This is a genomic window from Enterococcus faecium (genome assembly GCF_029023785.1).
GTDB lineage: Bacteria > Bacillota > Bacilli > Lactobacillales > Enterococcaceae > Enterococcus_B > Enterococcus_B faecium.
The window spans coordinates 934,567-950,073 of record NZ_CP118955.1 but is presented as its reverse complement, the minus strand read 5'-3'; the positions used below and the strand labels follow the sequence as shown (position 1 = coordinate 950,073).

The following is a 15,507-nucleotide window of genomic DNA, read 5'->3' as shown; positions in this document are numbered from 1 at the left end:
TCCAACCAAACGAAAAAATAGGAAAAGCTATTTTTGTTTGGCCGTTCTTATTACTTGATGCAGGACAGCTTCTTTACAACCTCTAATCGTTGATATAAGGAAGGTACAGGATTTGAACCTGCGCGCCGGTATTAGCCGGTTCGCCGGATTTCGAGTCCGGTGCATTACCACTCTGCCAACCTTCCGTAAGTACTATTTTTAAACTTTTTCCACGAAATGTCAAGCCTATTTCTAATAGATAAATAACAGAAATCGCTTTTTTTAGCAAAAAAGTCCATTGACAGTTTGCAGCCAACGGACTTACCGATCAAATTCATACAGATAGAACACTATCTGATTATTTCAGGATTATCTAATGCTAAAATCGAGTCAATTGTCCGTTTGATCAGTGCAATGATTTGTTCTTCTGTTGGATGCATGATATTTGATGACATCAATGACGCTAAGCCAGTCACTGCTACCCACGTACCAGTATGCAGAGCATCGACATATTCATCCGATAATTGATTGTATCTTTCATCTTCTTTAACTATTTCACAGAAATAATTGTATGAAAAATCATGAATTTTCTTTCCGTCCCCATGTTCATCAATGTACAATGCCATGTAAAGACTATGATGCTTTTTTGCAAAGTAGATATAGTTCAAACCGAGATCAATGATTTTATCACCAGTACGTTCAATAGGGAAAACATCTTCTTTTAGTTGTTCAAAGATAGAATCCAGCAACGTATTTTTTAAATCTTCCATGTTTTTGAATTCCAGATAAATCGGCTGTGTCGAAATCCCCATCTTTTTAGCAATATTTCTCGCAGTAAATCCTTTAAACCCTTCCTTTGCAACAACATCATAAGCAGCTTTTAGAATTTGATCCTTGGTATAGACTTTTCTTCTCATTAAAACTCCCCCACTTCTTTACTGCAGTATATGTTGTTTTATTGTACCCTATTTTTAGCATTTTTTGCAAACATTTTACTCAAAACGTTATATTTTAAATTTTTTTCTCAGTCTTCTTTAACTTTTTTTGCAAAATTAAAAAAATTTGGTTAAATTCAATGGGTTCCCTTACATTTTTAGTTTTGACCTAAATGATAGTTGACCAAATCTTTCATTTCAAGTTATAGTTAAAGAAAATGAAAAAGAAGGTGTGTAATGGAAAACGAAACTGACGTTATTTATATTCATCCTCAAAAACGAATCGTTTCACAGAAAAGAAAGTATTTTTATCTTGGTTTTACAGGTGCTTTTTTTCTTTTTATTGGCTTGCTTTCTGGTACTCCTACTGATAATTGGAGTGGATTGCTAACTATTCTTACCTCGCCAAGCAATCTTTTGACAGATTATTTTGCTTTAGGCGGTTTCGGAAGCGCATTCATAAATGTAGGGATTTTGACCTTACTTTCTGTGCTTTTAGCTTATCGGCACAAGGTGATTTTAAACGGTCCCTTATTTGCTTCGATTCTAACAGTTACCGGTTTCTCTTTTTTTGGCAAAAACCTTTATAATTCTATCTCAATCATTTTAGGTGTGTATCTATACGCTGTATTTGTCAATAAACCTTTTTCTCAGTACATCATGATCGGACTGTTTGGTAGCGCATTATCACCGGTCGTTAGTTATATCACTTTTGGTATGCGTTTTCCTTTACTGATAGGTATTTTATTGGGGAATTTAGCTGGCATAGCAATTGGTCTACTTCTTCCGCCCTTAGCTGCTCAAACTTTAGTTTTCCATCGTGGATTCACACTTTATAATATTGGATTCACCTCTGGGTTGATTGCGATGACTTTTACTGCTGTTTTGAGGTTATTCAGCTATTCAATCGTCGAAAATACATTGGTTTCCAATGAATATCACTTTCCTCTCATTTGGATTATTTTTGGCTTTTTTTCGCTGACAGTCGGAATTGGTTTCTATTATAATTCCTTTCGGCTTTCGGGGATTCGAGAGATTTTCGATTCATCTGGAAAATTAACAACTGATTTCATTGCTAATTCTGGTATTGGTGCTACTTTGATCAACATGGGCTTAGTTGGTCTGATGCTGTCTTCTTATGTTTTACTGGTTGGCGGTCAGTTAAATGGACCTGTCATCGGTGCTATTTTATCTGCGATTGGTTTCAGTGCTTTTGGTTGTCATTTAAAAAACAGTTTTCCGATACTAGTCGGAATATTTATTGCTTCTTTGTTTGGAACTTTTCATGAGATCACCAGTACTGGCATGCTTGTGGCAGGTGTGTTTGGGACAGGTCTCGCGCCCATAAGCGGTTTTTACGGCAGTTTTTACGGTGTAATAGCTGGTGTGCTACATATTGCTCTTGTCCATAACGTCAGCACTTTACACGGAGGACTAAATCTATATAACAGTGGTTTTTCAACTGGTTTCGTTGCAGGTATCCTTGTACCGATACTAGATAACTTTACCGCTGTCAGAAAGGAAAAAAAGACACTTGGAAAAAGAATTATCAAAAAGAATCATCGATGAGCTTCTTACTTATTTATATTCCCATGAAATAACTGAAATACGTATTGGAGTAGAATTTGCTGAGGAAGGGCTTTTCATAGAGATACAGGGTACGGCAGAAACTCAGCCAGAAGATTTAGATGTACTTGCTGATTTGCTGAACAATCCTCGGGATCCTAGTATGGAAATCTACTATCAGGAACTATTAGGTAATCCCCGACATGATCGGGAAGATTATCATCTGTTAGGTAGTTTGATTGATGACGTGGAAATCATGTACGCCCAGCCGATTATCAATATTAAGATCTTTCGACGTGCTTCTCCTCGTTCCTATTATTAACCCTATTTTCTATTTATAAAAGGCTGAATCAAAAAAGCAGCTCCTGAAAGTTCGATTAAAATCTACTTTCAGGAGCTGTTCAAGCTTGACATTATTGATTTTCCAATCCTTCATACACTTCATCTGTTACAGGTTCTAAAAACTCTGAGTTTCCGGAAGTGATCGCTAAATGTTCAAACCAACTGTCTTTTGTAGCACCATGCCAGTGTTTGATTCCTTTGTGCGTCACCACAACGTCTCCAGCTCTTAATCGTCTTGCTGGCTTTCCTTCTTCCTGGTACCATCCTTCTCCGCCAGTCACAAGTAAGATTTGATATCCATCTGTATGGACATGCCAGTGATTGCGACAACCTGGTTCAAATGTTACATTCCCTACACCAACAGAAACTTCGGGATCATTCACTAACATATTCAGATAGCTTTGCCCAGTAAATACCTGAGCGTAAGCTTCGTTTTTTTCCCCTGCTGGAAAAATCACGCCATTGTGTATTTCTTCGTATTTTGTCATCATTTACGCCTCTTTCTTGTTTACGCTGTTTCCTTCTAGATAGATTTCTTTTGCTAAGTTAAAAGCTGACCAAGCTTTTGGCCATCCTACATAAAAAGCTAAATGGGTAATGATTTCTGCTATTTCTTCACCAGTAATGCCATTTTGTTTGCCAATCTTCAGATGAGCTGGCAATTGTTCAAAATTTCCTCCTGAAATTAATGAAGATATGGTGATGATACTACGCTGATGAGCAGATAATTCTTCTCTGGACCATACTTGTCCAAATAAAACATCATCATTCAATTCTGCAAATTTTGGTGCAAAATCTCCTAATTGATCTCGTCCTGCGGTTTGTTTTTCTGCCATTTCTCTTATTCTCCCTTCACGACTGTTAGGTGATTCAACTATGGTTCTAAGGCAACTTTATTTTCTATTGTTTCTTCGCATTTCATTTTAAATGTAGTCTTTCAGCCTGTCCAATGCTTAGTTTATTCAGTCGATATGCTTTTTAAGCATAGTTGCTAACGCTTTTTTTATTTAAAAAAAAACAAGTTATTAAATAAGTCTTTAGTTGGATGTTTTTTTGAGATCAATCTTTTATACTTATGATGAACTTACAAAATTGTTTGTTTTCTGTCATATCAAAAAATGGCGCAGTTAGTTGCTTTTCTAGTAAAGTATAGTTAACAAAGAACCTCTAAGGAGTTGATGAATAATGAATATTGCTGCCTCTCGAAAACTGATAAATTTCATATCCATTATCGGATTAGGCCTATCAATCGCGCTGACGATTTATTTTATTAATTTAGGTGTTTTCAAAGATTTGAATGCGTTAAGAGGATTAGTAGGTGATTCCATCATTTTAGGACCGATTATTTTTGTCTTCATCCAAATCCTGCAAGTAGTTATTCCAATCATTCCTGGAGGGATCAGTACTGCAGCTGGTGTCCTGATATTTGGCCCTTATGCTGGATTTATCTATAACTATATTGGAATCTGCATTGGTTCGATTATCATTTTTCTGCTAGGGCGTCGTTATGGAAAGCCATTCATACTTTCCATGATTAGCGATAAGACATATAACAAATATATTGGCTGGCTGGATAATCAAAACCGCTTTGAGAAGCTGTTTGCTCTAGCTATTTTTCTTCCAGTTGCTCCTGACGATGCGTTATGTTTGATGGCTGGATTGACAAACATGTCAGTGAAACGATATACACTAATCATTTTGATTGCTAAACCACTGTCGATTTTCTTATATAGTATGGCCTTGATTTATGGAGGCCAATATCTAAGTGGTCTTCTTGGATAATATTTATTTTGCAAAATTAGTCATTGATTGACAATGTTAAATCTGGGAAAGGGGCTGCAAAACACACTGCACCCTTTCCTTTTTCATTAGATTTGCGCTACAATGTGAAGAGCAGGTGATAGGATGAATTATTTAAAACGTAGCTTAGGTAATGCTTGGGACTTTTTAAAAGGAACACAAGCTTATTTCCGTGATGTCTTGCTGATGCATGGCTTTATTTTATTTATTTGTTTACCCTTATTGAGCAGTACGACCCGTTTTATTTTACACCGAGGGGCAATTGACTATTTGTCTTATGACAATATTCCTTCAATTTTTTCTCAACATCCTGGAGTTCTACTCTCGTTAATCGTAGTTTTGATGATGATTTTACTGTTAGTTTATTTCGAATTTACTTTTCTTTTGATGAGTGTCTTTTTTATTAAAAAGAAAGAACCAATCTCTTTGAAGCAACTCTTACACTTGACGATACTTCAGCTGAAGAAAGTGAGACCCATTACTTTTTTGTTTTTCCTTGCTTATTTTTTATTGATTCTACCGATCAGCGGATTAAGTTTTAATTCTGATCTACTGTCAAAAATAAAAATCCCCGCTTTCATTATGGATTTTATTTTTGCTAACCGTTGGATCATCGTCAGTTCCTTTTTACTCGTTTATATTTTCCTTGGCTATATTGGGATTCGACTGATTTTTGCTTTACCGGAAATGATTCTACGAGATCGTCCTTTTCGAGCAGCCATTCGGGAAAGCTGGTCATTGACCAAATCGCGTCTTTTGGCCATCACGGGCCAATTTATTGTGATTGGCGGTACGATTTTACTCCTTTCTTCTTTAGGATATATCGTTGTTATTTTGGCACAAAGTATGGTTGAACAATTTTTCCCAGACTATGCATTGATCAGCGCTGTGTTTGCTATGACGCTTTTACAAGGGATTTTATTATTCAATATCGTGATGTCTACCGTAGGGATTTTTTATATCATTGTTGATTTCATGGATGACGAAGGCTTCTTGCCTGAGATCCCTAAGTGGTTTATCCCACAAGCCCCCAACTTGCGTTTCTCTGCGCTGAAAAACACTGGTTTGACTCTTTTTGCAGTTTTTTTCGGTATTGGCGTCTGTCTTTACAATATGGATTATCTGACTTCAGCTGTTCAGACAAAACCAGTGACTGTCTCTCACAGAGGTGTGAGTACCCAAAATGGGGCGCAAAATACTTTAGAAGCACTTGAAAAAACAAGCAGAGACTATCATCCTGATTATGTAGAGATGGATGTTCAGGAAACAAAAGATGGTCATTTCGTAGTGATGCATGATGCAAATCTTCGTCACTTAACAGGGGTAAATGGAACACCACAGGATCTTACATTGAAAGAATTGACAAATCTTACAGTTACTGAAAACGGAGTGCAAGCCCCTGTTTGTTCTTTTGATTCTTATTTGGAAAAAGCACATAAGCTAAACCAAAAATTACTTATTGAGATCAAGACCTCTAAAAAAGATTCGGATGACCTTGTCGAACGATTTGTCCATAAATACCGCAAAGTTATCTTAGAGAACCATCATATTTTGCAAAGTTTGACGTACCAAACCGTTTCAGATTTAAAAGAAGCAGAACCAAACTTTTATGTGGGCTACATCTTACCTTTCAATATTGTTGGGCCCCCTGTGACGCCTGCTGATTTTCTGACAATGGAATATAGTACGATCAACCGTAACTTCATTAATTCTGCCCACCAAGACGGAAAAGAAGTATATGTATGGACAATCAACGATTCAGATGCCATGAGTCGCATGATGTTTTATGGTGTGGATGGTATCATAACCGATGAGATGGGACTACTAAATGAAAGTGTGAAACAAACAGATGAAGAAATCACTTATTCAGATAAACTGCTAAATTTTGTTTTGGGAGTCGGCTAATCAAAAATCGTTAATGAAAAAAGTCTTTATACAACAAAAAACGCATAACCTGCCACCGCAGGTATATGCGTTTTTTGTTTGACGCTCATAATGTGTGCTTAACTTTCTCTTGATTCCTTCATCGCACGAACAATAGCTAAAATAGCAGGAATTGCAGAGATCACTGCAAGAATAATTCCCATTTTCCCTGAACTTTTTCTTTTTGGCATATCTTCTCGCTCCCTTCTGTCTTTATTTATATTATAAGGGAGTTCTTGCGAATTCTCAAAAATACTGTTTAAGAAACCAATTCAGTAGGTGCGCTAATATCACAGAATTTTACGAGCATGCGATACTTGCTTTCATTGATAAGTTGATAGTCTCGTTGGTCATAACTTTCAACATACACGACAGCCGTGTTGATATATGTACGTTCAATACAGCCGATTAGTTCATGAGATACTCCGATCGGTTTGCATATATAAGATCTTCCTACTTCTGCTTTTACCATTTCATTCCCTCTTTTCTTTATTTTTATTTTGTTTTTCTTTATTTTATAATAACAAATTACCTTATATTTGAAAACGTTTTTATTCATTTTTTTATTTTTTATTTTGAGTATCTTTCTGCTTTTTAGATAACTATTTTTTAACACGATCTTAGACGTTGTGACAAAAACGTTTGTTTATATTCCTATGTTGTTCGTGCGTTTTTTTCTTTATATTGCTAAGTTATTTATAAAGAGGTGAGCATATGATTTATATTCAAGCAATAGTATTTGTAACCTTGATGATTGGGCTACTTATCGGATTAAAAGAAAATAGCTAAACCATTTAAGAAAAAATAAATAAGGAAAATGATAAATGCTTTTTAATTGCATCAAAAAACGTACGATGCTAAACTTGGTATAAGTTCGAAAGTTTAAAGGAAACTTTCAAGAACTAAATTACATTACAAAGGAGATGAATTTTATGACGTTTACAAAAACAAATATGCAATACCGCGTAGCTTTTGATACAACTTCTAACCGTTTTATGGCGATTGATGCACAAAACGAAAATAACGTTGCGTTTGGTATTACAATCGAACAAGCAGTCCGAGCATTAAACGAATCTAGATAAGGAGTGAACCATTCCAAATGGCGACTGATGAGATCTCGGAAAATCAATAAAAGACGTTTGTAACGGTAATCCGCAACAAACGTCTTTTTGTATTCATTACATATATTTGGAAATTGTCTCTCTTTATCTCTAGACCTAAACAAAAACACAAGTTCTAATATCAACCATCTCGTTTTTTATGACAATTTTGTTAGCTGTTTCGATGATAATATTCCGTTATTATCTGTATAATATTTAATATAATAAAAATAAAAAAGGAGATCTTTCATGAAAAAAATTTTAGGGTTGATCGTTATCATATTGATTGCTTTTATAGGATGGAAAGGTTGGGACTACTATCAGTCTACTTATGTAGGTAAAGATTATTATGCGGTAGTCAAAGCTCCAATGCCTGCAGAAACTGATATCAAAGCAGATAATGGGGAAGTAATTGGAAGAGGTTTTAAATACAACGTAGATGCTTATGCTGAAAACGGTGAAAAAAGACAGTTAGATTTCGATGTCATTACTTCTGGTGACTCTGCCAATGGTTCTGCTTACCCCGAAGGAACGATCTTGCAGTTGAAAGCAAGCGAAAAGCGGATCATAGAGAAAAAAGTAATTACCAGCGATAAGGTACCCTCATCTGTAAAAGAAAAATTAGGCCTATCTTAAGCTAAGAATATATCGTAAAAAGCACTCGAAGTGAGTGCTTTTTTTGTTGATTTTAGAAAACAAAAAAATAGAATGGGTCTTCGAAGTCACTTTCCTGTTCTTCCAGTCCTTATTAGAAGATATCAAAGATTTTTTAGGTCATAAAGATATTTCTACTACACAAGTCTATGCCCATATTTCTCCCGAAGTGAAAAAAAGATCAATGAATCAACTAGAAAACTATATAGAAGAGCAAATAAAAAAGCACTCAAATTGAGTGCTTTTTTTTAAGTTCGCTATCACTAAAACTATCACTAATTTTATTTAGAAGCGAACATGTTTCTATCACTGATTTTTTAAATCTAGCGAAAAAACCTTATCTTACAGGCGTTCGTTCAATTCTTTGGCAAGGTCTTCAAAGCCTGGTTTGCCTAGAAGTGCGAACATGTTTTTCTTGTAAGCTTCTACACCTGGTTGGTCGAATGGGTTGATTCCATTCAAGTAACCTGAAATACCTACAGCAATTTCAAAGAAGTACATTGTATAACCCAATGTATAAGCATCCATTTCTGGAATTTTGACTAGCAAGTTAGGCACGTCACCGTCTGTATGAGCAAGCAATGTTCCTTCAAATGCTTTTGTATTTACGAAGTCCACTTCTTTTCCTTGCAAGTAGCCTAGACCGTCTAAATCTTCTGCTTGTTCAGGAATTGTGATTGATTTACGAGGTTTTTCAACCTTCACAACTGTTTCAAAAATATTGCGACGTCCTTCTTGGATGAATTGTCCTAAAGAGTGCAAATCAGTTGAGAAGTTTGCACTTGAAGGATAGATGCCTTTTTGGTCTTTTCCTTCAGATTCACCATACAATTGTTTCCACCATTCTGAGAAGTATTGCATTCCTGGTTCATAGTTGATCAACAACTCAGTTACTTTGCCTTTACGGTAAAGAATGTTACGCATTGCTGCGTATTGGTAAGCTTCGTTTTCTTCTAGTTTGTCGCTTGAGTATGCTTTGCTTGCATCAGCGGCACCTTGCATCAATGCATCGATATCTGCACCACTAACAGCGATTGGTAACAAACCAACAGCAGTTAATACAGAGAAACGTCCGCCGATGTCATCAGGAATCACGAAAGTTTCCCAACCTTCTGCATCTGCTTCTACTTTAACTGCACCTTTTGCTTTATCTGTTGTAGCGTAGATACGTTTGTTTGCTTCTTCTTGTCCATATTTCTTAACAAGAAGCTCTTTGAATACACGAAACGCAATCGCTGGTTCAGTAGTTGTTCCAGATTTTGAAATAACGTTTACTGAAAAGTCGCGATCACCGATTACTTCGATCAAGTCAGCAATATATGTTGAGCTGATTGAATTTCCGGCAAAGAAGATTTGTGGTGCTTTTCTTGTGTTGCTATCTAATAAATTGAAGAATGTGTGATTCAAGAAGTCAATCGCTGCACGAGCGCCTAAATAAGAACCACCGATACCGATAACAACTAATACTTCAGAATCAGATTGGATTTTTTTAGCTGCTTCTTTGATACGTGCAAATTCTTCTTTGTCATAGTTCGTTGGTAAATCGATCCAGCCGCGGAAGTCGCTTCCTGCGCCAGTACCTTCCCGTAATTCGTTGTGGGCTGCTGTTACTTGGCTTTGCATGTACCCTAACTCTTGTTCGTTGACAAACGGTGCTACTTTTGAATAGTCAAAATGAATGTGTGCCATTTGTTCTCCTCCTTATAGGTTTACTCTACAGGTAATACTTTACGTTTTTTTTTATTATTTTTCAAGCAAATAAACAAAATGCTGACAATATTTCCAAGAAAGTTTCATTTTTCAAACTAAACCTTCTGCTGCCATTGCTTTGGCAACTTTTTCAAATCCAGCAACATTTGCTCCAAGAAGCAGATTTTTTTCGTCGCCGTACTCGGCTGCTGTTTGGCGACACGCATGGTAAATCGTTTCCATGATTTGATCCAGCTGCTCATCCACTTGCTCTCTTTCCCAAGTCAATCGCTGGGCGTTCTGACTCATTTCTAAAGCAGATACTGCCACTCCTCCAGCATTAGCAGCTTTTCCTGGACAATACCACACGCCTGCTTCATGAAGAACAGAAACAGCTTTTACTGTACATGGCATATTAGCGCCTTCTGCTACGATTTTGATCCCATTTTCTACTAAGATTTCGGCCAAGCTTTCGTCTATTTCATTTTGAGTAGCACATGGCAAAGCGATATCCGCTTTTTCTTTCAATGTCCAAACAGATTCTCCAGCATGATAAATAGCAGAAGGACGTTGGTTTGCGTATTCCGTCAAACGTTGTCTATTGATTTCTTTGACTCCTTTCAATAGTTTCACATCTATTCCTTCTGGATCATAGATGTACCCGCTAGAATCTGAACATGTAACAACTTTCCCGCCTAGCTCTTGCACTTTTTCGATTGCATAAATGGCTACATTCCCGCTTCCGGAAACAAAAACTGTTTTTTGATTAAATGAATCTTTTTCTTCGTTCAATAGATGTTTGACATAATACACTAATCCATAACCAGTAGCTTCCGTACGTATCTTACTTCCCCAAAAATCCAAAGGTTTACCTGTCAACACACCAGTATCATATTTTTTCAATCGTTTATATTCGCCGAACAAATAGCCGATTTCTCTAGCTCCTACACCGATATCTCCCGCAGGAACATCAATCGATGGGCCGATATGTTTTGACAATTCCAGCATGAAACTTTGACAAAAACGCATGATCTCATTATCAGATTTTCCTTTAGGATCGAAGTCACTTCCGCCTTTTCCTCCACCGATTGGCAGACCGGTTAAACTATTCTTGAAAATCTGTTCAAAAGCCAAAAATTTTAAGATACTTAGATTGACACTAGGATGGAAGCGCAATCCACCTTTATAAGGGCCGATAGCTGAATTGTATTGGATACGGTAGCCTCTATTTACTCGCCAGTTTCCTTCATCATCTTGCCAAGGCACTCGAAATTGAATAACTCTTTCTGGTTCCGTTAAAAGTTCTAAGATATTCTTTTCGATATATTCGGGATGAGTGTCCAAAAAAGACATAACCGTGGGCATGAATTCATCGATTGCTTGTAAAAATTCTTCTTGCCCTTGATCCTTTTGATGTAGCTTTTCTTGAATTGCTTGAACATATTCTGTTGCGTTTGTCATCGTTCCACGCTCCTTTACTTATCTTCCCCCATTTTAGCTCATTTTCTCTTTTGGCTCAAAACATTTTTTTCTGTTTTCTTTCTTCAGATATGCTACACTTTCCTTGAGGTGAGTGAATGGAAAAACTGTATGATGTGATCGTAGTCGGCGCTGGAACAAGCGGGATGATGGCAGCGATCAGTGCAGCTGAACAAGGCGCACGCGTACTCTTGATCGAAAAAAACAAAAAAGCAGGAAAAAAACTACTGATGACAGGTGGTGGTCGGTGCAATGTTACGAACAATCGTCCTGTTGATGATTTGATTGCACATATTCCTGGAAATGGAAAGTTTTTATATAGTACGTTTGCGCAATGGAATAATTTCGATATCATGAACTTCTTTGAATCACAAGGCGTACATTTAAAAGAAGAGGATCATGGACGGATGTTTCCTGTAACAAATAAATCAAAAACGATTATCGAAGCATTGCTCAATCGTCTGAAAGAACTAGATGTGACGCTTCTATTCTCTACTCGAGTAGAGAAATTGATCCACAAAGAACATAAAATTTACGGTATACGCACGGAATTCGAAGAGTTTCATGCTCCTGCCGTTATCTTAACAACTGGTGGACGGACTTATCCATCTACTGGTTCTACTGGAGATGGGTACAAGATCGTGAAGCGAGTGGGTCACACGGTGACGCCTCTTTATGCGACAGAGTCCCCCTTGATATCGGATGAACCGTATATTCAGGAGAAAACACTTCAAGGGCTTTCTTTACAAGACATCACTTTACGCGTTTTAAATAAAAAAGGTCGTGTATTGACTGAACATACGATGGATTTACTTTTCACCCATTTCGGTATTTCTGGTCCGGCTGCACTGCGTTGTTCAAGTTTTGTCAATAAAGAATTAGAGAAAACGGGAGAACCAGTGACACTTTCTCTGGATTGTTTCCCTACACAAACCAAACAAGAGCTTATTCATTTATTGACAGAAAAAAGTAAAACCACCAAAAAGAACTTGGTAAATGCCTGGCACGGTTTATTACCTGAGCGGTTGTTAGTTTTCTTTCTTGAGCGGCTTGAAATGGATCATCTGACAGGACAACAAGCCTCTCAAAAACAAATTCAAGATTTCGTTCAATTATGCAAAGAGTTTAAGCTATCAATCAACAAGACTTTTCCTATTGAGAAATCATTTGTAACTGGCGGAGGGGTTTCTCTAAAGGAAATTCATCCTAAAACGTTGGAGAGTAAAATCATTGATGGTCTGTATTTTGCGGGAGAATTACTGGATGTCAATGGTTATACTGGCGGCTTTAATATCACAGCGGCTTTCGCTACAGGGCATGTAGCAGGAATGAATGCTGGGCAAAGAGCATAATGTATAAAAAAGAAAGAAGAAGACTGGGCAAACAACATCCCGGCCTCCTTCTTTCTTTTATACGTATGATTTATTGTTTTATATCTGCAAATTGTCCGCTCGTTAATGCACAGATATCTTGAGGTGCTAACTCCATCTGTAGCCCTCTTCTGCCAGCCGAGACAATGATTTGTTCATAGCTTTCTGCAATTTGATCTAAATAAGTAGGAAATAGTTTTTTCATACCTATAGGCGAGCAGCCACCACGTATGTATCCGGTCGTTGCTTCCAAATCTTTTAAATGGAGCATTTCTACTTTTTTATTCCCTGAAACTTTTGCTAATTTTTTTAGATTCAATTCGGCTTCTCCCGGTATCACAGCAACAAGAGGCCCCGTCACATTGCCCACAGCAACCAGTGTTTTAAATATACGAGATTGGCTTTCTGGAAGCTGTTCAGCGACCGATGACGCACTTAGGTGGCTTTCGTCCCACTCATATTCGTGCTCTGTATAGGGAATCTTTTTTTGTTCGACCATACGGATTGCATTCGTTTTTACTATTTTTTTCTTTGCCAAAAAATATCACCTCAAACTTGTTCTACAACGGTTCATTTAATAATTGAATAATTTGCTTCAATGCTTTGACCGGTAATTGTCCTGGAGCAGAAGTAGAATCGCTGCTTAAGGAACCAAATGTCATAACGGAACCCGTCGTTCCGCCAGCCAGACGAGAAATTTTACCAAGATTTCCCATGGACATCGTAATAATAGGCATGGAGACAAAAGCATTTGCCCGTCTAGTCAACTCCATCAACCGCAAAACATCTCGTTCATTATTGGGAGTTACTGCCAGTTTTCCGATATCGGCTCCAAAATGTTCCATAACATTCAATCGGTAAAGCAAGACAGGGTCTGCTGGTGTTTCTTTAAAATCATGACTACTGATAATTAAAGGAATGTTTAAAGACTTGATTTCCTCTATCAGTCTTTTTCCTAGACTTTCTACTTTGAACAACTCGATATCGACCATATCTACTAATCCTGTGTGTATCACATGTTCATAAAGGTCGCGATACTGACGGATCGATATGTCTTGTTCTCCGCCTTCAGCTAAGGTACGAAACGTAAATAATAACGGCAGTCCATCAAGCATCTCATGGATAAGAACCAATGTTTCTGCTACTTCATCAAAAGAAAAAACTTCACGATAATGATCGACTCGCCATTCGACTAAATCGGCCCCTGCTTCACGTGCAAGAACTGCTTCACGTAATACTTCCTCTCGGACGGCCCCGATAAGAGGCGCACAAATCTTTGGTCTACCGCTTCCTATATTCAATCCCTTTACCCGAACCATTCTGCATCGCTCCTTCTAATGGTTATTTTTAATTTGATAAACAAACACTTTCAGATAATTGCCTTCTAAAAAGGTATCCGTCGTCTGGAAATCTTTTGGCAGACGATATAAAGCAAGTTGTTCAAAAGAAACATTTTTGGTATGGAATTCCTCTTCAATCATTGTTTGGAATTGTTCTATCGAGACATTCGCAGCATTTGTAGACGCAATAAGTATCCCGTCTTCTGCTAAAATATCCAGACTATCCTTGACCAGTTCCCCATAATCTTTTGCTACGCGAAAGACTTTTTTCTTATTTCTGGCAAAACTTGGTGGATCCAATACAATCATGTCATATAAAAATTGTTTTCTTTTGGCGTATTTGAAATACTCGAATACGTCCATAACAATGATTTTTTGCTGATCGACATCCAAACCATTCACTTCAAACTGTTCCTGTGTTTTTTTTAAACTGCGTTTTGCTAGATCGACACTTGTTGTTTCGATTGCCCCTCCCATTGCGGCAGCAACAGAAAAGGCGCCGGTATAACTAAACATGTTCAAAACTGTTTTCCCAGAAGCGAAACCTTCTGCTAATGATCCCCGTACTTCTTTTTGGTCTAAAAAGATCCCAGTCATTAATCCTTCATTTAAATAAACGGCAAATTTTACTCCGTTTTCTTTTACGATCAAGGGTTCCGGTGCCTCTTTTCCGTAAATGAACTGGCTCTCAGGCAGATTTACTGATTCAAATCGAATTTTCTCATAGCCTCCTATGATTTCCGGGTAGATTTCACGAAAAGCTTGAATCAATAATTCACGATGTGCATATAACGTTTCGTTATACCAAGAAAAAACAGCATAACCTGCATAATAATCAACAATCAGACCGCCGATCCCGTCTCCTTCTCCATTGAATATACGAAAAGCGGTAGTAGAATCATCTGAAAAAAAGAAAGTTCTTTTTTCTTTTGACTTCACAAAAAGTTCTTCAAAAAATGATTGATCAAATGGGATGTTCTGCTGGCTCAATACCCAACCGATTCCCTTATTCTGCTTTCCTAGATATCCTTTTGCGATAAATTGGTTTTGCGAATCAACTAATTCCACCCATTGCGTGGTTTCTTTTTGGGGATGAGCAAGGTCTTCTTTTTGGATCAGTGGATATCCTTTTTTCAATCGATTGCTTGCTCTTTTTTTTACTTGTACTTTCATTCCTTCACCTACTTTAGCTTTCTCTTCCCAAGTATAACAAAAAACATAGGACTTGTCTTACTGCTCATTTTTTCATGAAGCTTAAAGAAAACCTTAATGAAACAGCATAAACTTCTGGTTTCAATTGACACTATATTGTCATACTAGTAAAATAAAT

Annotated in this window: 17 protein-coding genes and 1 tRNA gene; 8 read left to right on the top strand and 10 right to left on the bottom strand. The window is 37.2% G+C overall.

All coding sequences use genetic code 11. The annotated features are described in order from the left end of the window. Positions 1–97: 97 nt before the first annotated feature. Positions 98–185 (bottom strand) — tRNA-Ser (locus PYW34_RS04525). 144 nt (positions 186–329) lie between these two features. Then, on the bottom strand, positions 330–896 hold the full coding sequence (locus tag PYW34_RS04520; protein ID WP_002293919.1) for a TetR/AcrR family transcriptional regulator: 567 nt from the start codon (positions 894–896) through the stop codon (positions 330–332). A 255-nt stretch (positions 897–1,151) separates the two neighbouring features. Here PYW34_RS04520 and PYW34_RS04515 point away from each other — a divergent pair, with 255 nt between their 5' ends. After that, entirely contained in the window at positions 1,152–2,483 is a 1,332-nt protein-coding gene (locus PYW34_RS04515; RefSeq protein WP_002334505.1) for a DUF1576 domain-containing protein, read from the top strand. Then, positions 2,449–2,802 (top strand): hypothetical protein, encoded by a 354-nt coding sequence (locus PYW34_RS04510; protein WP_002293923.1) that lies wholly within the window; start codon positions 2,449–2,451, stop codon positions 2,800–2,802. The genes PYW34_RS04515 and PYW34_RS04510 overlap by 35 nt, the downstream gene beginning before the upstream one ends. Before the next feature lie 91 nt (positions 2,803–2,893). On the opposite strand, the gene PYW34_RS04505 is transcribed toward PYW34_RS04510, so the two are convergent. Both PYW34_RS04505 and PYW34_RS04500 read right to left on the bottom strand, forming a co-directional pair. Next, positions 2,894–3,313, bottom strand: coding sequence for a cupin domain-containing protein (locus tag PYW34_RS04505; RefSeq protein ID WP_002306407.1), 420 nt, complete (start codon positions 3,311–3,313; stop codon positions 2,894–2,896). Next, the gene (locus PYW34_RS04500) at positions 3,314–3,658 is read right to left on the bottom strand and encodes a carboxymuconolactone decarboxylase family protein (protein ID WP_002293927.1); all 345 of its coding nucleotides are present in this window, start codon (positions 3,656–3,658) and stop codon (positions 3,314–3,316) included. It lies immediately after the preceding gene. 349 nt (positions 3,659–4,007) lie between these two features. Here PYW34_RS04500 and PYW34_RS04495 point away from each other — a divergent pair, with 349 nt between their 5' ends. Both PYW34_RS04495 and PYW34_RS04490 read left to right on the top strand, forming a co-directional pair. Beyond that, the gene (locus PYW34_RS04495; RefSeq protein WP_002287776.1) at positions 4,008–4,604 is read left to right on the top strand and encodes a TVP38/TMEM64 family protein; all 597 of its coding nucleotides are present in this window, start codon (positions 4,008–4,010) and stop codon (positions 4,602–4,604) included. Between the two features lie 123 nt (positions 4,605–4,727). Beyond that, entirely contained in the window at positions 4,728–6,527 is a 1,800-nt protein-coding gene (locus PYW34_RS04490) for a glycerophosphoryl diester phosphodiesterase membrane domain-containing protein (protein ID WP_002293929.1), read from the top strand. Positions 6,528–6,804: 277 nt separating this feature from the next. Here the strand turns inward: PYW34_RS04490 and PYW34_RS04485 are convergent, their stop codons facing one another. Further along, positions 6,805–7,017: a hypothetical protein gene (locus tag PYW34_RS04485; RefSeq protein WP_002293930.1), complete on the bottom strand. Its 213-nt coding sequence runs from the start codon at positions 7,015–7,017 to the stop codon at positions 6,805–6,807. Positions 7,018–7,477: 460 nt separating this feature from the next. Between PYW34_RS04485 and PYW34_RS04480 the strand changes: the two genes are divergently transcribed. The 3 genes from PYW34_RS04480 (at position 7,478) to PYW34_RS04470 (ending at position 8,537) form a co-directional block, all read left to right on the top strand. Continuing rightward, entirely contained in the window at positions 7,478–7,627 is a 150-nt protein-coding gene (locus tag PYW34_RS04480) for a hypothetical protein (protein ID WP_002293931.1), read from the top strand. Positions 7,628–7,894: 267 nt separating this feature from the next. Further along, entirely contained in the window at positions 7,895–8,281 is a 387-nt protein-coding gene (locus PYW34_RS04475) for a YxeA family protein (protein ID WP_002288573.1), read from the top strand. 67 nt (positions 8,282–8,348) lie between these two features. Further along, complete coding sequence (locus tag PYW34_RS04470) at positions 8,349–8,537, top strand: integrase (RefSeq protein WP_080115581.1); 189 nt, start codon at positions 8,349–8,351, stop codon at positions 8,535–8,537. A gap of 104 nt (positions 8,538–8,641) precedes the next feature. Here PYW34_RS04470 and PYW34_RS04465 read toward each other — a convergent pair whose 3' ends face one another. Together PYW34_RS04465 and gdhA are read right to left on the bottom strand one after the other, a co-directional pair. Beyond that, positions 8,642–9,988 (bottom strand): glucose-6-phosphate isomerase, encoded by a 1,347-nt coding sequence (locus PYW34_RS04465; protein WP_002288574.1) that lies wholly within the window; start codon positions 9,986–9,988, stop codon positions 8,642–8,644. A gap of 111 nt (positions 9,989–10,099) precedes the next feature. Continuing rightward, complete coding sequence (gene gdhA, locus PYW34_RS04460) at positions 10,100–11,449, bottom strand: NADP-specific glutamate dehydrogenase (protein WP_002293933.1); 1,350 nt, start codon at positions 11,447–11,449, stop codon at positions 10,100–10,102. 116 nt (positions 11,450–11,565) lie between these two features. On the opposite strand from gdhA, the gene PYW34_RS04455 reads away from it, so the two are divergent. Further along, positions 11,566–12,819, top strand: coding sequence for an NAD(P)/FAD-dependent oxidoreductase (locus PYW34_RS04455; RefSeq protein WP_002293934.1), 1,254 nt, complete (start codon positions 11,566–11,568; stop codon positions 12,817–12,819). A gap of 70 nt (positions 12,820–12,889) precedes the next feature. Here PYW34_RS04455 and ybaK read toward each other — a convergent pair whose 3' ends face one another. From ybaK to PYW34_RS04440, 3 genes are read right to left on the bottom strand one after another with little or no spacing between them, the layout of a single operon-like run. Continuing rightward, positions 12,890–13,375: a Cys-tRNA(Pro) deacylase gene (gene ybaK / locus PYW34_RS04450; protein ID WP_002288577.1), complete on the bottom strand. Its 486-nt coding sequence runs from the start codon at positions 13,373–13,375 to the stop codon at positions 12,890–12,892. Between the two features lie 22 nt (positions 13,376–13,397). Then, positions 13,398–14,156, bottom strand: coding sequence for a type I 3-dehydroquinate dehydratase (gene aroD / locus PYW34_RS04445; RefSeq protein ID WP_002293935.1), 759 nt, complete (start codon positions 14,154–14,156; stop codon positions 13,398–13,400). Positions 14,157–14,171: 15 nt separating this feature from the next. After that, positions 14,172–15,350 carry a class I SAM-dependent rRNA methyltransferase gene (locus PYW34_RS04440; protein ID WP_002334180.1) on the bottom strand — a complete coding sequence of 393 codons (1,179 nt, stop codon included), beginning with the start codon at positions 15,348–15,350 and terminating at the stop codon, positions 14,172–14,174. Between the last annotated feature and the right edge of the window lie 157 nt (positions 15,351–15,507).